Here is a 17,902-nt window from a genome sequence, read left to right on the forward strand (position 1 = left end):
CGCGTCAGTCGTTGTCGTCGTGGCGCTCGCCGTAACGCCACTTCTGCATGTCGGCATCGACGGCAGCGGCCATTGCGGCGTCCATGTGAAGCACCCGGTTGCTTTCGCAGAAGCGCGCGAAAGCAGCGCGTGGCAAAACCAGTTCGACGAACAGGTCCGGGTAGGCGATGGCAAAGTCGAACTCGACAAAGGCGGCGTCCGGCGCGCTGCGTACCCGGACGTAGCGCGGCATCTGCTCGAAGGGCGTGGTGGCTGGGGTCATCGGTTGTGCTCCGGTAAGGCTTGCAAGAGCTAGAGCAACCGCTGTGCCAGGCCTGCTTCCAGAGCAGTAAAAACAATTCAATCCATTGATTTAAAATGACTTTTGCACCAATCAAAGATAAGCCGAGACGCGATCAAGCGGCCGCCGCAGCCCGCCCGATTGATCATTTGCTCAATCGCGCAACGGCACTTCGAGCAAATGACCAACGCGTCCTGCGATTGACTTTTGCGCAGGTTTCAGGCGGTTTAGAAAGAAGAGATGACCCGAGCCTTGCCTGAGCCGCCGAGGTCGTCCCGGCGCAACCACCACCCGCCCACGCCTGAGCGGAACGCGCCGATTCCCCCATACAACTACAAGCAAGGGGCGCACGCGAATGATTACCCAGTACAGGGCGCCGGAACCTGCGCCGGCGCTGAAGGACCTCACCGAACGGGTGCGATTCCTCGGCACCGAAGGCAAGATCTGGCTGGACGAACAACGCATGCTGCTGGTGCAGGCGGCGATGATGGCCGGCATGCGCCGCGAGCTGATCGAAATGCTCGGCGTCGAGCGCGCCAAGGGGTTTTTCCTGCGCCTGGGCTACCAGTCCGGCCTCAAGGATGCCGAGCTCGCCCGCAAGCTGCGCCCCAACGGCAACCCGGTGGAGATGTTTTTCATCGGCCCCCAGTTGCACTCGCTCAAAGGCATGGTCAAAGTCCGCCCGCTGCAGCTGGAGATCGACCTCGACAACGGCCATTTCTACGCCGACATCGAATGGCAAGACTCTTTCGAGGTGGAAAACTGCCAGCAAGAAAACCTTCAGTCCGAGCAGCCAATCTGCTGGATGCTGCTGGGCTACGCGATCAGCTACAGCTCGTTCTTCCTCGGCCGCCAGGTGCTGTACAAAGAGGTCAGCTGCCGCGGTTGTGGCGGCAGCGAATGCCGCATCATCGGCAAGCCGGTGGAGCAATGGGAAGACGCCGAAACGTTCATGCGCTACTTCCAGAGCGACCCGGTGATCGACGAGTTGCAGTCCTTGCAAGTGCAGGTGGCCAACCTGCGCCAGCGCCTGCAGTACGAATCGGGGCAGTTCTACGGCATCGGCCAGTCGGCGGTGTACCGGCGCTGCTGCGCGCTCACCGACAAGGTCGCCTCGGGCAAGGCCTCGGTGTTGCTGCTGGGTGAAACCGGCGTCGGCAAAGAAGTCATCGCCCGCAGCCTGCACCTGCGCAGCGAGCGCGCCGGCGCGGCGTTCGTCGCCCTGAACTGCGCGACGATACCGCCCGACCTGATCGAGGCCGAACTGTTCGGTGTCGAGAAAGGCGCCTACACCGGCGCCCAGCAGGCCCGCATGGGCCGTTTCGAGCGGGCCAATGGCGGCACCCTGTTCCTCGACGAGATTGTCGAGCTTACGCCACGCGCCCAGGCCAGCCTGCTGCGGGTGTTGCAGGAAGGCGAACTGGAGCGGGTGGGCGACAGCCGCACACGCCAAGTGGATGTGCGGGTGATCGCCGCCACCCATGAAGACCTGGAGCAGGCGGTCAAGGACGGGCGTTTTCGCGCCGACCTGTTCTACCGGCTGAACGTGTTCCCGGTACGCATCCCCGCACTGCGCGAGCGCCGCGAGGACATCCCGCTGCTGATCGAGCACTTCCTCGGGCGCCTGCATGAAAGCTACGGCAAGAAAACCCGCGGCCTCAGCGACCGGGCCATGGAGGTGTGCCTGCATTACGACTGGCCGGGCAACATCCGCGAGCTGGAAAACCTCATGGAGCGCGGCGTGATCATCACCGACGAAAACCAGAGTATCGGCCTGGATGCGCTGTTCCCGCATGCACCGCCCGCCATCGACAGCATCGGCCTTGGCAGCGATGGCCGGCTGGTGGCCGACAGCGACCTGCAAACGCCGGGCTGGGTGGCGCAGATCTTCGACAGCGGCGCCGGCCTGGATGCCGTCGAGGAGGCGCTGATGCAAGAGGCCATGGCACGCTGCCGGCAAAACGTTTCGGAAGCGGCGCGGCTGCTCGGCATGACCCGCCCTGCCCTGGCTTATCGGCTGAAAAAGGCACCCGGCGAGAGCGTAGCGGGTAAGCCTTGAGCATTTGGGGCTGCTTTGCAGCCCATCGCGACGCAAGGCCGCTCCCACAGGGGGATGCGTTCTGTTGTGGGAGCGGCCTTGCGTCGCGATGGGCCGCAAAGCGGCCCCACCATTTCAGCGCCCACGCAAATACCGCAAGCGCATTGGCGCCATTCGCTGCCCTGCACTAGCGTTGTGCTATCCAGCCAGCCACTTGCCGTTCATGCGGAGCGAACACACAACATGCCGGATCTGCGCCCGAACCCGACGCTGAGCCTTGATTACCGTGCCGAACAGCCGATTTTCCAGACCTTTGTGGAGCAGGCGAGTCGCTCGCCCGAGGCAACCGCGATCATTGCCCACGAAGCCACCTGCAGCTATCGACAACTTGAGCAGATCAGCCAGGGTATCGCCACGTACCTGCTCGAAAATGGCGCCATCGGTGCCGATCGGGTAGTGATTGTCGCAAGCCGCGGCGCGGCGCTGGTCTATGCCATGCTCGGCGCCTTGCGCGCCGGGCTGACCTTCACCGTCGCCGACGCCGCGTACCCGGCTGCACGTATCGGCCAGATCATCCGCACCCTCGAACCTACCTTTGTAGTGCGCTGTGGCGACGTCGAGGTCGAACCTGGCCGTGCGCACTGCGTGAACGTGCCGCACGCCCCCGCTGATGCCCTGCAACACTTCCCCAGCCTGTCAGCGCCCCTGCCCGCAGTCAGCCCTGCTCAGCCGGCCTACATCACCTTCACCTCGGGCAGCACTGGCGAACCGAAGGGCATCGTCACCCATCATGCGCCGCTGGTGCACTTCGTCGACTGGCACGTGCAGCAGCATGGTTTTACCCAGGATGACCGCTTTTCGCTGCTATCCGGCCTGGGCCACGACCCGGTTTACCGCGATGTGTTCACTCCGCTGTCGATTGGCGCCACCATCCTCTGCCCGGCCCAGTCCACCTTGACCGACCCGTCGCGCCTGGCTGCGTGGATACACGACCACGGCGTGTCCGTCATCCACCTGACGCCGCCTTTGGGCAAACTGATCGAAACCGGCGCACGGATGAACGGGCTGCTGTTCGAACGCCTGCGTTACCTGTTCTGGGGCGGCGATGCGCTCAGCCCTACGCTGTACCAGCAGATGTGTGCGATTGCGCCTCACGCCACCAGCGTGAACTTTTACGGCACCACCGAAACGCCACAGGCCATGGCCTTCCACGTGCTTGACCCGCACGCAGACAACAGCAAAATCCCGTTGGGCAAAGGCATAGGCGGCGCGCAGCTGTTGCTTGTCAACGAGGCCAACCACCTGGTCGAAGCCGGCGAAGTCGGGGAAATCCTGATCCGCAGCCCCTACCTGTCGCTGGGGTATTGGGGCGACCCGGCTCTGACCCAGGAAAAGTTCGTGGTAAACCCGTTCACCGGCGCCCCGGCCGACCGCTGCTACCGCACCGGCGACCTGGGCACGTACCTGGCCGATGGCAGCGCCACTTTTCTGGGGCGCGGCGACAGCCAGGTGAAAATCCGCGGCCATCGCATCGAACTGGCGGAGATCGAAAACGCCATCACCCGACAGCCGCGCATCAAGCAATGCGTGGTGCTGGCCAACCATGACAACGCAAGTGTCAGGCTGGTCGCCTATTGCGTCGCCGATCAGCCCATAGCGACCGCTGAACTGCGCCAAGCCATCGCAGGCATGCTGCCGGACTACATGGTGCCGGCGATGTTCCTGTTCGTGCCGAGCATTCCACTCACGCCCAACGGCAAAATCGACAAGCGCGCCTTGCCTGCGGCTTTCGATGACAGCGCCGCCAGCACCCCGCAGGCGCTGTCACCGCTGGCGTTGAAACTGACCGAGGCCTGGGCGCAGATACTGCAGGCTCCGCACATCGATGCCCGCCTCACCTTCGTGGAGCTCGGCGGCGACTCGCTGTCGTTCGTCCGCGCCTCGATGGTGCTCGAAGCGCTGATCGGCCACTTGCCGGATCGCTGGGAAATGATCCCGGTACAGGACCTGGCCGAACTGGCCGAACCAGGCACCCCGGCCAACACGTGGTCGATGCGGGTCATGGAAGTGCCGGTGTTCCTGCGCATGGTCGCCATTTTGCTGATTGTCGTCGGGCATTTGAATGTGTTTTCCGAGTGGCGGATTGCTGGCGAGACGTCGGTGCTGTTCCTGATCTCCGGCATCAGCCTGGCCAGGTTCCAGTTCAAGGCCATCGATGAGCGCGGCGATGCGCGCATGCTGCTCAAGTCCCTGGCCGCCATCGCGGTGCCGACGATTCTGTACACAGTACTGGTGCAGGCAGTGTTCGACCGAGTCCACTGGCAATCACTGCTGTTGATCTCCAACTGGTTCCCGCCCGACAAGGTCGGCGTGTTCAATTACTGGTACATCGAAGTGTTGGTGCAGATGCTGCTGATCCTCGGTGTCGTGTTGTCGATCAAGCGTGTGCGCAAGGCGATCATCGCCAACCCGTTCCCCTGCCTGGTCATGGCCTCGTGCGCACTGGTGGCGGCGGATGTGCTGCTCAGCCGCTTCGTGTTCGACACCACAGCCCTGCTCAACCGGGTACCTCAGCATTACCTGGCCGTGATGGTGCTGGGCATGGCCATTCACTACGCCGATACGACGCTGCGCAAAGCGGTCGCCAGTGCGGTGGCGCTGCTGCTGATTGCCGAGCTCGACCTGGTGGCCCTTGCCGGCCTCGGCTGGCAGGCGTTTGCCCGTTACATCGATATCGCCCTGCCGGCGATGCTGGCCTTGATCTGGTTCCGGTCCGTGCCCGTGCCGGGCGTGGTCGCCAGAGCGGGCGCGATGATCGCCTCGTCCACCTTGTTCATCTACTTGACGCACTTCCAGTTCCAGTCGCTGGCACGGCGCATCGTCGATCAGCCGTTGTTCGCGGTGGCCCTGGCCCTTGTTGGTGGCGTGCTGGTGACGTACTGCTGGAACACGCTGACCCGGCGAGTCATTACACGCGTTAGCGGGCGGCGCAAGACGCGTGGGACACAGGCCGTGGAACGCGCGACCTCCCCTTGAAGCGGTAACGCTGTCGGCCCGCTGGTCATTGCCAAGCCTGAAACAGTTTGCATAAAATGCGAACCATTAACATTTGCAACTCTTTCAGGCGGCATGGATGAGCACCCCGGACGTAGCCCTCAATACCCAAGTCACCCAGCTCTACCGCGCGCAGAGCAAGTGGCTGCACGGTTGGCTGACGCCCCGGGTCAACTGCACCCACCTGGCCGCGGACCTGGTGCAGGACGTGTTCGTTCGGGTGATGTCGGCCGCCGACGCTGCGGCCAAGCTCGAAGCGGTACGTGAGCCCAAGGGCTACTTGGCCACCATCGCCCGTCGCCTGATGATCGACCACCTGCGCCGCGTGCACCTGGAACGGGCCTGGTTGCAGGTACTGGCCGAGCAACCCGAAGCGTTGGACATCTCGGCAGAACAGCGTGTTGCCCTGCTGCAGACCTTGTTCGAGCTCGATGCGATGCTGGCAGCGCTTGGCACCAAGGTGCGTGAGGCGTTCTTGCTTTCGCAGGTCGATGGCCTGCCCTATAAACACATCGCCACCCAGTTGGGCATCTCTGAAGTGACGGTGCGCCGCTACGTTGCCAAGGCGGCCGAGCACTGCATGATCTACAGCCTGACGCACGGCCAGTGAGCATGGCCCTGAGTACCGAGCAACTCGCGGCCCTGCGCCAGGCCGCGCACTGGTACAGCCAGCTCAACAGCGGTGAAGCGCAGCCCAGCGAGTACAGTGCCTGGCAGGCGTGGCTGAACGCTACCCCGGTCAATGCCTGGGCCTGGCAGCAAGCCGAGCGCTTGCAGACACGCATGAGCACCCCCCATGCCCCGGCAACCACGCGGGTGTTGGCCGTGGCCGCACACGGCCGCCACGCCTCCCGCCGCCGTGTGGTCAAAGCCGGCCTGGTGTTGCTTGGGGGCAGTGCCCTGGGCTTGGGCAGCTATCGCGAAATGCAGCACGCGCCGCTGTTGCCAGACGTGCGCAGTGGCGTGGGCGAACAGCGCTGGCTGACCTTGAAAAACGGCAGCACGGTGCTGCTCAACACCGCCTCCTCCGTTGACATCGACGAGACCCGCGAACAGCCGTCGGTGCGGCTGCGCCAAGGCGAAATCATGGTCGAGGTGCCCGCGCAGCAACGCTGCAGCGTGGTGACCCGGCACGGCAGCGTAGAGGCTGGCCACAGCCGCTTTTCCGTGCGGCTGCTGGACGACGCCGGCAAGCTCGAGGTGTTTGGCCAACAAGCACGCGTGGCGCTTGCCTCTGGCCAGGCGATGGCGCTGAACAGCGGCCAGAGCTGCCAGTTCAATGGCCAGGGCTTTTCTGCCGTGCAGGCCTTGGCCAGTGCCGCAGACGCCTGGAGCCGCGGCTTGCTGATCGTGAACGACCAGCGCCTCGACACCTTCATCAACGACCTCGCGCGCTATCGGCCCGGTTGGCTGCGCTGCGCGCCCTCGGTGGCCGGCCTGCGCATCAGCGGCACCTACCGGCTCAATGACACCGACCAGATACTGCGGGCGCTGACCACGTCCCTGCCGGTGCAGGTGCAGGCCCGCACCCGCTACTGGGTCACCGTCACCGCCGCATAAAAAAATGGCCAAGGCCTGATCACTTTGCTGCGGCTCATCCGACTCATAGGTAACCCCAGCCCTGGCTGACTCTTTACCTTTCAGAGAACAACGACGATGACCTGCCGCTTCACTCTCAGGCCGTTCAGCGCGCCAGACCTGCGCACCTGCCTGTTGCTGACTGCATTGCTCGGTGGGCCAGGCGCAGCCTGTGCCGCGCAAGTGCATGACTACCACCTGCCGCAGGGCGACCTGGGCGAGACACTGACCCGGTTTGCCGCAGCGTCTGGCATCGTCTTGTCGTTCGACACCCAATGGACGCGCGGCAAACGCTCCCCCGCCTTGAGTGGCCAGTACCCGGTGGACCAGGCTCTGCAGATGCTGCTGAGCGGCACTGGCCTGCAGGCCGTACAGGAAAGCGACGGCCGCTACTCGCTGCTGCAAACCCACCAACAGGGTGACGTGGTGGAGCTGGCCCCCAGCCGCATCGACGGCCAGGGTCTGGGCAACATCACCGAAGGCACTGGCGCCTACACCACCGGCGGTTCGACCACCGCGACCAAGCTGCCGCTGACCCTGCGCGAAACGCCGCAGTCCGTCAGCGTGATCACCCGCCAGGCGATCGACGATCACGGCTCGCAAGACATCGGCGAAGTGCTGCGCAATACGCCCGGGGTGTCGGTGCAGGCATATGACAGCGAACGCATGGAATACTCCGCACGCGGCTTTGCCATCACCAACTACCAGTACGATGGCGTCAACACCATCTATGACGGGGTCTATGACGAAGGTGCGACCCACGTCGACATGGCCGCCTACGACCGCGTCGAGGTCATCAAGGGCGCGACCGGGCTAATGACCGGCTCCGGTGACCCCTCCGCCACGGTCAACTTGATCCGCAAGAAGCCCACCCACGACTTCAAGGCCTCGATCACCGCCAGCGCCGGTTCCTGGGACAACTACCGCACCGAAGGTGATATCGCCGGCCCGCTCAACGCCAGCGGCAGCGTGCGCGGCCGCTTGGTCGGCGCGTACCAGGACCGCAAGTCTTACCTGGATCACTACAAACAGAAGAAGGACGTCTACTACGGCATTCTCGAAGCCGACCTGACGCCCGACACCCTGCTGACCTTCGGCATCGACAACCAGACCACCACGCCGCGTGGCGCTTCCTGGACTGGCAACCCGACCTACTTTGCCGACGGCAGCCGCACCGACTTTTCGCGTTCGCACAACCCAGGTGCCGACTGGAGCCGCCGCGACTTTCAGTCCACCACCTACTTCGGCTCGCTGGAGCAGGCCCTGGCCAATGACTGGAAGGTCAAGCTCAGCCTCAACCACATGATTAGCGACCATGACACCCGCCTGGCCTCGGCCAGCGGCGGCAACCCCAACCCTACAACCGGCGAAGACATGTTCTTCTACTGGGGGCGCTGGGAAGGCCACCGTGTGCAGAACACAGCCGACCTGAATGTGTCCGGGCCCTTCACCCTGTTCGGCCGCCAGAATGACCTGGTCGCAGGCTTCATGACCTCGCATTCGCGCCAGACCGGCGACACCTTCGACGGCAGTGCCTTCGCCCAGGTACCGGGCTCGATCTTCGACTGGAACGGCAAGATTGCGGTACAGGACTTCCCGAAAAACGGCGACTACACCACCACCCAGAGCCAGAACGGCGCTTACGTGGCCACGCGCCTGAGGCCAACTGACAACCTGTCGCTGATCCTCGGTACCCGGGTCAGCACCTTCAAATACAACGACGACCAGGATTACTACCCGACCTCGTCCCTGGATGACACCCACGCCAGCTACAAGCAACACGGCGTCGTCACCCCGTATGCCGGCGTGGTCTATGACCTGGACGATACTTACTCGGTGTACGCCAGCTACACCTCGATCTACCAGCCGCAGGTGTACAAGGACGTCAATGGCGCCACCCTCGACCCGGTGGAAGGCGATGGTTATGAAGCGGGCCTGAAGGCGGCCTATTTCGATGGTCGGCTCAACGCTACCCTGGCGTTTTTCCGGATCGAACAAGACAACGTCGCCTCCTCCGTCGGCACCAACCCGGTCACCAACGAGGGCATCTACAAAGCGATCGACGGCGCCACGACCCAGGGCGTCGAACTGGAGCTGGCCGGTGAACTGGCCCCGGGCTGGAACATCACCGCCGGCTACACCTACGCCCGTACCCGCGACGCCGACGACAACCGCCTGTTCGGCTTCCCGCTGGCGACCACCAAGCCTGAGCATGTGGCGCGGCTGTTCAACACCTACCGGCTGCCCGGCGCGCTGGACCGTGTCACCGTCGGTGGTGGGCTACGTTGGCAGAGCGCGTTCTACGGCAATATCTACAGCCCGACGGCTGGCGACTACACGCGCATCAAGCAAGGGGGTTACACCTTGGTGGACCTGATGACCCGCTACCAGTACAGCGAGCACCTGAGCTTCACGGTGAATGCCAACAACGTGTTCGACAAGGTGTACCTGACCGGGCTGGGCAACTTCGACACCACCTACTACGGCGAGCCACGCAACCTGATGGTCACGACCCGCTGGGATTTCTGAGGCTGCGGGTGCAGGAGCAGCCTTGTGCTGCGAAGAGGCCGGTGCATAAGGCCTAGATGTGAGGGGCCTGCACTGGCCTCTTCGCAGCGCAAGGCTGCTCCTACAAACAGCCCTAGGCCTGTCAGTTAGGGCCTAGGCCTGGGTGCTGACCATCCCACCCGCGCTGCTGCCACCGCTCTCTTGAAGCGCTTCGAGCAGTTGCGCGGTCGCCTGCATGATTTGCCCAGTCAGGGTAGCGATACTGGCCTGCTTGGCGCTCACCGCAGCGGCCTTGGCAGTCTCTTCCATCTTCGATGCCATCAATGCGGCCAACTGCTTCTGCTCTTCAGCCAGCTGCTTTTGCAGTTCCTTGATCATCTGCCGCAACTGCTGCACCGCTGCCGACTCGTCGCTGCTCTCGCTGCCTTGGGCCGACTCCGCCTGGCCACCGCCACCCACCTTCAAGGTGTCGCCACTGATACTCAAAGGCCCGCCTTTTTCGCTCTGCGCGGCCTGCTTGGCCTGCTCGCGCTCGGCGGCCGCCGCGGCGCTCATCGCCTGGGCGGAAACACCGTTGATGTGGAGGTTACTCAAAGATATTGCTGTCATGCCGATTCCCTGCCTTCAGGTGAGTCCTTGCCTTGGCTCCCCTATCGGCCGCCGGACGCAGTTCTTTAGCCAGCGGTGACAAAACCCTGTAACCCCACCAGTAAATTCCCCCTCGTGTGGCTCGTTCCAACACATGTACTTGCGCAGGAGCCGGAGCCCCGGCGGGCGTCCACATTCGACCATTCAGGGAATCGCAGCCATGAGCCAGTCCTCACAGCAGGAAACAATCAAAGATCTGATCGGCGTGGGCTTCGGCCCTTCCAACCTGGCCTTGGCCATCGCCCTGGAGGAGCTCGCTCAATCCCAGGGCCATGCCCTGGACGCGCTGTTCATCGACAAGCAAAAAGACTACCGCTGGCACGGCGAGACCCTGGCGACCCAAAGCGAGCTGCAGATTTCGTTCCTCAAGGACCTGGTCTCGCTGCGCAACCCCACCAGCCCTTACAGCTTCGTCAATTACCTGCACCAGAAGCAGCGCCTGGCCGACTTCATCAACCTCGGCACCTTCTACCCCTGCCGCCTGGAGTACAACGATTACCTGCGCTGGGCTGCCGAGCACTTCGCCACCCAAGCCGTGTACGGCGAAGAAGTGGTGCGCATCGAGCCCGAAGTGACGGCCGGCCGGGTCGAGCACCTGCGCTTGGTCTCGCGTGACCAACAAGGCCGCGAATACAGCCGCCGCACGCGCTCGGTAGTGGTCGGCAGCGGCGGCACGCCGAAAATTCCGGAAAAGTTCGGCGCCTTCAAAGATGACCCACGCGTCTTCCACCACTCCCAGTACCTCAGCAGCCTGAACAAACTGCCGTGCACTGAAGGCAAGCCGATGCGCATCGCGGTGATCGGCTCTGGCCAGAGCGCCGCCGAGGCCTTCATCGACCTCAACGACAGCTACCCGTCGGTCAAGGTCGACATGATCCTGCGCGGCTCGGCACTCAAGCCGGCCGACGACAGCCCGTTCGTCAACGAGATCTTCTCCCCAGGCTATACCGACCTGGTCTACAACGAGCCGGCCGACCAACGCAGCAAGCTGCTGGGCGAGTACCACAACACCAACTACTCGGTGGTCGACCTGAACCTGATCGAACGCATCTACGGCATCCTCTACCGCCAGAAGGTCGCCCACCAGTTCCGTCACAACGTGCTGTGCCGGCGCCAGGTGGAAGCGGTGGTGGCCACCCGCGAAGGCCTGGAACTTACCCTGCGCGACCTCGCCACTGGCCAGCACCAGACCCACCGCTACGATGCGGTGATCCTGGCTACCGGCTACGAGCGCCGCTCGCACCGCGACCTGCTGGCACCACTGGCGGGTTACCTGGACGACTTCAGCGTCGACCGCAACTACCGGGTACTGGCCAGCCCAGACCTGCAGGCGTCGGTTTACCTGCAAGGTTTCTGCGAGAACAGCCACGGCTTGAGCGACACCTTGCTCTCGGTGCTACCCGCCCGCGCCGCCGAGATCGGCCAGGCGCTGTACCAGGACCTGTCGCGCCTCAGTGGCCGTTCGCAACCGGCTGTCGCCCTGACCAGCGCCTGATTCCCGCCTTTACTCGCCGGCCTGTCGCCCTGCGCGAAGGCCGGCTTGTGCTTTCTGAAACATTTGCTTGCATTTAAAACGGCAGGATTTCCATTCTCATTCGTCTTTATAAGTGCAGCCCTCTTGGTTGGGCATAAGCTCGACTACACATTTCAGAAGACGATCAGATGGCCAAATCCCCGAAAAAATCCAAATCCAAGTTGTGGTTCCTGGTCCACAGCTGGCTCGCCCTCCCGATCTGGTTCTTCGTGCTGATCGTCTGCTTTACCGGCATGCTCGCCGTGGTCAGCCAGGAGATTGTCTGGCTGGCCAACCCGGACGTGCGCGCCAGCAAGCCTGACGGCGATGCCGAACGCCTGAGTTACCAGCAGGTGCTCGATGCCCTGCACAAGGCCGAGCCGGACATGGCCGTGGAGTCGCTGAGGCAGCCGGATGGCTCGCACTTCGCCCTGACCGCCGATGTGACCTTCCCCGACGGCACTAGCCCAACGCTCTACGTCAACCCATACACCGGGGCCATCCAGGGCAAGAGCCCGGACTTCAACTTCGAAGGCTTCACCCGCGCCTTGCATGGCTGGTGGCTGGTGCCCTTCACCAATGGCTTCAGCTGGGGTTGGTACCTGGTCTCGATACTCGGCCTGCCGATGCTGGCCTCGCTGGTCACAGGCCTGGTGGTCTACAAGAAATTCTGGAAGGGCTTCTTCAAGCCCGTTCGCACCGGCCATGGCTCACGCATCTTCTGGGGTGACCTGCACCGGCTGGCCGGGGTTTGGTCGATCTGGTTCATCGCGGTCATTTCCATTACCGGTACCTGGTTCCTGATCCAAGCGATTTTGTTCGACAACAACATCAGCATCTCCAGCCGACCTATCGTGCCGGTCATCGCCCGTGAGGATGTGCCGCAGACAGCCGATGGCAGCCAGGCACCGCGCATCGATGTGGATGAAGCGGCGCGCATCGCCGGCTTGGCGATCCCGGGCCTGGAGATCAGCTCCGTCTCACTGCCGGCTACTGCCTACAGCCATGTCACCCTGGGTGGCCGCGGCTGGTACCCGCTGATGTTCCAGTCGGCCGCCGTCAACCCCTACACCAGCAACGTCGACAGCCAGTTCCTGATCAGCGACCGCTCTGCCCTGGAGTTCGTCACCGAGTCCATGCGCCCCCTGCACACCGGCGACTTTGGCGGCCTGGCGATCAAGCTGATCTGGTTCTTCTTTGGCCTGGTCCTCACCCTGATGGTGTTCAGCGGCCTGTTGATCTGGACCAAACGCACCGCCCAGGCGACCGCCGCCGCCCTCAAGCGCAGCGAGCGTGCGCCACGCGCGGCCAGCCGTGAAACCACCGTGGAGATCCGCCCATGAGCCAGGCCAAGACCCTGCCCGCCAGCCCGCTCAAGCAGTGGTGGCTGAAATGGCGCTTCCACCTGAACATCCTGCTGATCCTCATCCCGCTGGGTTTCATGCCCAAGTACTTCGAAAACGCCAGGCTGTTCCGTGGCGACGCCGGGCTGGGGGCGAACATGATCAGCGACATCCAGGTCGGCCCCTACAGCCTGAACTTGGCCGAACTGCGCGACGAGGCACCACGCGCCGACGGCCCGGCCGGCCATTTCAAGTCGTTCAGCGCCTCGCTGTGCAAGGCCTGCATCAATGACGTCAAGGCCGTCTACCTGCGCATCGGCAAACCGCGCAGCCTGCGCGCTGCTGGCACCATTTTCTTCGGCGCGCCGTACCGCATGGGCACCAACCTGCTGATACCGCCGCGCACCCAGCCTGATGCACAGATCTGGATCACCCTCGAAGGCTGGGACGGCAGCATGCACCAGGCTTCGGTCCCCCTGGCCAAGGCATCGCCCGCCACCGTGGCCTGGCTCGAGAAACAAGGAGGCAAGAAATGAAACACCTGATGCGCAAGCTCGCTCTGCCCTTGCTAGTACTGGCCGCCGGCCCTGCCCTGGCCCACAACCCGATGTGCGAATGCGAAGAAGTGGCCAGCGGCCAGGTCAAATGCACCGGCGGTTTCTCGGATGGCAGCGGCGCCCCTGGGGTGACCCTGGATGTGATCGGCTATGACGAGCAGGTGCTGGTCGGCGGCAAGCTCGGCGACGACTCGACCCTCACCTTCAAACGCCCCGACGGTGAGTTCTACGTGCTGTTCGATGCAGGCCCTGGGCATGTCGTCGAAGTCGACTACGCCGACATTGCCCAACCATGAACAGCCCGGCCATGAATAGCCCAGCCATGAACCGCGCCCAGGTAGTCCGCCCGGCCGGCGCCGGCCACGAAACCCTGTACGTGCTGCTGGTCAGCCTGCTGATCGTGGTGCTCGCCGCCACGGTGGTGATGCTGCGTGGTGAACGCGAGGACGAACAGACCATCGCCAGCCACCAGATCGACGCCCGCCGCGACCTGACCCCCGCCGAACAAGGCCTGTACACCGACCTGCGCGTGGCCTTCGACGAGATCCAGTTGCTGCGCGAGGAAACCGCCGCCGTGCCCAGCGTACAAGCCCTGGCCGACGACGGCTTGCCACCTTTTGTGGTCGATGCGGGCAGCCAGAGCCGCGGTGGCCACCAGTGGTCGTGGCTGGCAACTGGCGCCTACCTGGGCCGCAGCCAGGCCCCTCAGGTGGCCGGCAGCCTGCTGCTGATTCTGCCTGACGACAGCACTGGCCAGCCGGATGTGTGGCTGCGCCGCGACAGCGCCGCCGTTACGCCGGACGACCTGGGCCACGCCGCCCTGATCGCCGCCGGCTGGCAACAGGTGGTCAGCCACTACGACGCCGGGGTCACCCGCGAACACCGTCACTGAACCCAAGGACTCCCCCATGTTCCGCTCCGCCCTCGCCCTGCTCCTGGCCCTTGCCCTGCCGGCACTGGCCCTGGCCGATAACGGCAAGCCACTGCGCATCGGCATTACCCTGCACCCGTACTACAGCTACGTCAGCAACATTGTCGGTGACAAGGCCGAAGTGGTGCCGCTGATCCCGGCGGGCTTCAACCCGCATGCCTACGAGCCGCGCGCAGAGGACATCAAACGCATCGGCACGTTGGACGTGGTGGTGCTCAACGGTGTGGGCCATGACGACTTCGCCGACCGCATGATCGCGGCCAGCGAAAAACCCGGCATCGCCACCATCGAGGCCAACCAGAATGTGCCGTTGCTGGCCGCCACCGGCATCGCCGCGCGTGGCGCCGGCAAGGTGGTCAACCCACACACCTTCCTGTCGATCAGCACCACCATCGCCCAGGTCAACAACATTGCCCGCGAACTGGGCAAGCTCGACCCGGACAACGCCAAGCTCTACACGCAAAATGCCCGCGCCTATGCCAAACGCCTGCGCGCCCTGCGCGCCGAGGCCCTGGCCAAGGTCACCGAAGCGCCCAGCGCGACCTTCCGCGTGGCGACCATCCATGCGGCCTACGACTATCTGGTGCGTGACTTTGGCCTGGAGGTCACTGCTGTGGTCGAACCGGCGCACGGCATCGAGCCAAGCCCGGCCCAGCTGAAAAAGACCATCGACCAGCTCAAGGCGCTGGACGTGAAAGTGATCTTCTCGGAGATGGACTTCCCGTCCGCCTACGTCGAGACCATTCAGCGCGAATCGGGCGTGCGCCTGTACCCGCTGACGCATATTTCCTACGGTGACTACACCAAGGAAAAGTACGAAGTGGAGATGAAGCGCAACCTCGATACCGTGGTCCGCGCCATCCAGGAGAACCGCGCATGACCGCCGCCGCCCACCTCGCCGCGGCCAATGGGCCGCGCATCGAGTTTGCCGGCATCGACCTGACCTTGGGCCGCACCCGCATTCTCGAACAGGTCAGCTTCAGCGTGGCGGCCGGCAGCGTGCATGCGATCGTCGGCCCCAACGGCGGCGGCAAAAGCTCGCTGATCAAGACCCTACTCGGGCAGATGCCGCACCAGGGCCAACTGACCCTGCACTGGCCGAGCCCCCACGAAGTGATCGGCTACGTGCCCCAGGCGCTAGAGTTCGACCGTGGCCTGCCGATGACCGTGGACGACTTCATGGCCGCCATGTGCCAGCGCCGGCCCGCCTTCCTCGGCCTGTCACGCCGCGTGCAACCGGCCATCGATGCCGCGTTGGCCCGGGTCGGCATGCTCGACAAGCGCAAGCGGCGCATGGGCGCGCTGTCCGGCGGTGAACGCCAGCGCGTGCTGCTGGCACAGGGGTTGATTCCCGAGCCGCAACTGCTGGTGCTGGATGAACCCATGTCGGCCCTCGACGAAGCGGGCATTCAGGTGTTCGAGCAGCTGCTGCACGGCTGGCGCCAGGCTGGCACCACCGTGTTGTGGATCGAGCACGACCTGGAGGCCGTGCTGCGCCTGGCCGACCGGGTCACTGGCCTGAGCCGCCAGGTGCTGTTCGACGCCCCACCCGCACAGGCCCTGACCCCAGAGCGCCTGCTTGGCCTGTTCTCCGTTCACCCGCGCAGCGAGAGCCTTGCCTCATGAGTTTTGAAGCATTTCGCCAACTGGTCCAGGAATGGGCCAACACCGGCTACCTGCCCGAGGCGCTGGCCTACGGGTTTGTGGTCAATGCCCTGTTGGCCGGCCTGATGATCGGCCCGGTGCTGGGCGGCTTGGGCACCCTGGTGGTGGTCAAGCGCTTTGCCTTCTTCTCCGAGGCGGTCGGCCATGCCGCGCTCACGGGGGTGGCCATCGGCATCCTGCTGGGCGAACCGTATACCGGCCCTTACGGCAGCCTGTTCGGTTACTGCCTGCTGTTCGGCATCCTGCTCAACTTCCTGCGTAACCGCACCGGGTTGTCGCCGGATACGCTGATTGGCGTGTTCCTGTCGGTGTCCCTGGCCCTGGGTGCGAGCCTGCTGCTGATGCTGGCGGGCAAGATCAACGTGCACATCCTCGAAAACGTGCTGTTCGGCTCGGTACTGACGGTCAGCGCCCAGGACCTGGTGGTGCTGGGTATCGTCGCGGTGCTGGTGCTGGCGCTGGCCTTGCCGCTGTACAACCGCATCATGCTGGCCAGTTTCAACCCGCAACTGGCGGCGGTACGCGGGGTGGCGGTGAAGACCCTGGACTACCTGTTCGTGGTGCTGGTGACCCTGGTCACGGTGGCGTCGGTGAAGGTGATCGGGGCGATTCTGGTCGGTGCGCTGCTGGTGATTCCGGCGGCTGCGGCACGCCTGGTCAGCCAGTCGCTCAAGGGCTTTTTCTTCATTTCGGTGCTGATCGCCACGCTGAGCACCCTGCTCGGCATCTTGTTGCCGATCGTTTGCGACCTGCCGGTACCTTCCGGCGCTGCGATCATTCTGGTCGCCGGCATTTGCTTCGCCTTGGCCGCACTGGCCCGCGCGCTTGTTCCACGCCTGCAAGGAAACCCGGCATGAACCTGAAACAGCTGACCTTGGCACTGACCCTGGCGGGCCTGCCTTCGCTCTCTTTTGCCACGCAAGTGCTCACCACCTTGCCCGTGACTCACAGCCTGGCCACGGCCCTGCTCGACGGCACTTCGGTGCAGCTCAAGCGCGCAGCGCCTGCCAACCTGCCGGCCAGCCGCCAACCTTCGTACTTCAGCAGCCGCGGCGGCGAAAGCCTGGCAAACGCCGCGCAACAGGCCGACGCGGTGATCGGTGTACGCTCGATCTGGCGTGACGACCCCCTCTACCCGATGGCCCGGCGCAGCAATATCCGCATCGTCGAAATTGATGCAGCGCGCCCGGTGGACGGCGCCTTGCCAGGGATTGCGGTGACCGGCGACGACGCCTACGGCGCCTACCCGTGGCTGAACCCGACCAACCTTGGGCGCATGGCCGATGTGGTGGCCAATGACCTGGAACGGTTGTCGCCGGCCGACAAGGCGAAGATCCAGGGCAACCTGGCCGGCCTCAAGCGCCAGCTGCTGGAGCTGACGGCCAGCAGCCAGACCCAGCTGGCCGAGGTAGACAACTTGACCGTGGTCAGCCTGTCCGAGCGCTTGGGCTACCTGGCCAGCGGGTTGAACCTGGATGTGGTGGAGCAGGCGCTGCCGGCCGAGGGCAAGTGGGATGCCGCGGCGCTCAAGGCGCTGGGGGAAAACCTGAAAAGTCAGGACGTGGCATTGGTGCTGGACCATCGCCAGCCGGAGCCAGCGGTGGCTGAGGTGATCAAGGCTGCAGGGGCCCGGTTGGTGGTGGTGAACAGTGATGCCGATGATGCGGTGGCCGGGTTGAAGGCCAGTGTTGACCAAGTGGTTGGCGCCTTGAGCGAAAGCTGATGCCGCCTGTACTGGCCTCTTCGCGGGTAAACCCGCTCCCACAGGTCTCCGTCGGTGACGGGCC

Annotated in this window: 16 protein-coding genes; 14 read left to right on the plus strand and 2 right to left on the minus strand. The window is 64.2% G+C overall.

Annotated elements, in window-relative coordinates; translation table 11 throughout:
- Window positions 1-4 precede the first annotated feature (4 nt).
- The gene (locus AC5PZ0_RS22875; RefSeq protein ID WP_027596204.1) at window positions 5-262 is read right to left on the minus strand and encodes a phenol hydroxylase subunit; all 258 of its coding nucleotides are present in this window, start codon (window positions 260-262) and stop codon (window positions 5-7) included.
- A gap of 373 nt (window positions 263-635) precedes the next feature.
- On the opposite strand from AC5PZ0_RS22875, the gene AC5PZ0_RS22880 reads away from it, so the two are divergent.
- From AC5PZ0_RS22880 to AC5PZ0_RS22900, 5 genes are all read left to right on the plus strand, one after another.
- Complete coding sequence (locus tag AC5PZ0_RS22880; RefSeq protein WP_274886322.1) at window positions 636-2,339, plus strand: sigma-54-dependent Fis family transcriptional regulator; 1,704 nt, start codon at window positions 636-638, stop codon at window positions 2,337-2,339.
- A gap of 222 nt (window positions 2,340-2,561) precedes the next feature.
- Complete coding sequence (locus AC5PZ0_RS22885) at window positions 2,562-5,354, plus strand: non-ribosomal peptide synthetase (RefSeq protein WP_493855804.1); 2,793 nt, start codon at window positions 2,562-2,564, stop codon at window positions 5,352-5,354.
- Window positions 5,355-5,451: 97 nt separating this feature from the next.
- A complete protein-coding gene (locus AC5PZ0_RS22890; protein WP_027596201.1) occupies window positions 5,452-5,982 on the plus strand; it encodes a sigma-70 family RNA polymerase sigma factor in 531 nt (176 codons plus the stop codon).
- Between the two features lie 2 nt (window positions 5,983-5,984).
- Window positions 5,985-6,932 carry a FecR domain-containing protein gene (locus AC5PZ0_RS22895; RefSeq protein ID WP_493855805.1) on the plus strand — a complete coding sequence of 316 codons (948 nt, stop codon included), beginning with the start codon at window positions 5,985-5,987 and terminating at the stop codon, window positions 6,930-6,932.
- 96 nt (window positions 6,933-7,028) lie between these two features.
- Window positions 7,029-9,479, plus strand: coding sequence for a TonB-dependent siderophore receptor (locus AC5PZ0_RS22900; protein WP_493855806.1), 2,451 nt, complete (start codon window positions 7,029-7,031; stop codon window positions 9,477-9,479).
- A 132-nt stretch (window positions 9,480-9,611) separates the two neighbouring features.
- On the opposite strand, the gene AC5PZ0_RS22905 is transcribed toward AC5PZ0_RS22900, so the two are convergent.
- Window positions 9,612-10,067, minus strand: a complete 456-nt coding sequence (locus AC5PZ0_RS22905) for a hypothetical protein (RefSeq protein WP_027596198.1) — start codon at window positions 10,065-10,067, stop codon at window positions 9,612-9,614.
- A gap of 199 nt (window positions 10,068-10,266) precedes the next feature.
- On the opposite strand from AC5PZ0_RS22905, the gene AC5PZ0_RS22910 reads away from it, so the two are divergent.
- The 9 genes from AC5PZ0_RS22910 (at window position 10,267) to AC5PZ0_RS22950 (ending at window position 17,838) form a co-directional block, all read left to right on the plus strand.
- Window positions 10,267-11,601, plus strand: coding sequence for a lysine N(6)-hydroxylase/L-ornithine N(5)-oxygenase family protein (locus AC5PZ0_RS22910; RefSeq protein WP_493855807.1), 1,335 nt, complete (start codon window positions 10,267-10,269; stop codon window positions 11,599-11,601).
- 167 nt (window positions 11,602-11,768) lie between these two features.
- Window positions 11,769-12,962 carry a PepSY-associated TM helix domain-containing protein gene (locus AC5PZ0_RS22915; RefSeq protein ID WP_027596196.1) on the plus strand — a complete coding sequence of 398 codons (1,194 nt, stop codon included), beginning with the start codon at window positions 11,769-11,771 and terminating at the stop codon, window positions 12,960-12,962.
- Window positions 12,959-13,498: a PA2404 family protein gene (locus tag AC5PZ0_RS22920; protein ID WP_099428924.1), complete on the plus strand. Its 540-nt coding sequence runs from the start codon at window positions 12,959-12,961 to the stop codon at window positions 13,496-13,498. The genes AC5PZ0_RS22915 and AC5PZ0_RS22920 overlap by 4 nt, the downstream gene beginning before the upstream one ends.
- Window positions 13,495-13,815 carry a hypothetical protein gene (locus AC5PZ0_RS22925; protein ID WP_027596194.1) on the plus strand — a complete coding sequence of 107 codons (321 nt, stop codon included), beginning with the start codon at window positions 13,495-13,497 and terminating at the stop codon, window positions 13,813-13,815. The genes AC5PZ0_RS22920 and AC5PZ0_RS22925 overlap by 4 nt, the downstream gene beginning before the upstream one ends.
- Window positions 13,816-13,841: 26 nt before the next feature.
- Entirely contained in the window at window positions 13,842-14,411 is a 570-nt protein-coding gene (locus tag AC5PZ0_RS22930; protein ID WP_099428923.1) for a DUF6162 family protein, read from the plus strand.
- A 16-nt stretch (window positions 14,412-14,427) separates the two neighbouring features.
- Window positions 14,428-15,330 carry a metal ABC transporter substrate-binding protein gene (locus AC5PZ0_RS22935; RefSeq protein WP_099428922.1) on the plus strand — a complete coding sequence of 301 codons (903 nt, stop codon included), beginning with the start codon at window positions 14,428-14,430 and terminating at the stop codon, window positions 15,328-15,330.
- Window positions 15,327-16,076, plus strand: a complete 750-nt coding sequence (locus AC5PZ0_RS22940; RefSeq protein ID WP_027596191.1) for a metal ABC transporter ATP-binding protein — start codon at window positions 15,327-15,329, stop codon at window positions 16,074-16,076. Before AC5PZ0_RS22935 ends, AC5PZ0_RS22940 begins: the two co-directional genes overlap by 4 nt.
- Window positions 16,073-16,972 carry a metal ABC transporter permease gene (locus tag AC5PZ0_RS22945; protein ID WP_027596190.1) on the plus strand — a complete coding sequence of 300 codons (900 nt, stop codon included), beginning with the start codon at window positions 16,073-16,075 and terminating at the stop codon, window positions 16,970-16,972. Before AC5PZ0_RS22940 ends, AC5PZ0_RS22945 begins: the two co-directional genes overlap by 4 nt.
- Entirely contained in the window at window positions 16,969-17,838 is an 870-nt protein-coding gene (locus tag AC5PZ0_RS22950) for a metal ABC transporter substrate-binding protein (RefSeq protein ID WP_027596189.1), read from the plus strand. Before AC5PZ0_RS22945 ends, AC5PZ0_RS22950 begins: the two co-directional genes overlap by 4 nt.
- The last annotated feature ends 64 nt before the right edge of the window (window positions 17,839-17,902 follow it).

The sequence above is a fragment of the Pseudomonas sp. 5.2 genome (genome assembly GCF_059025405.1).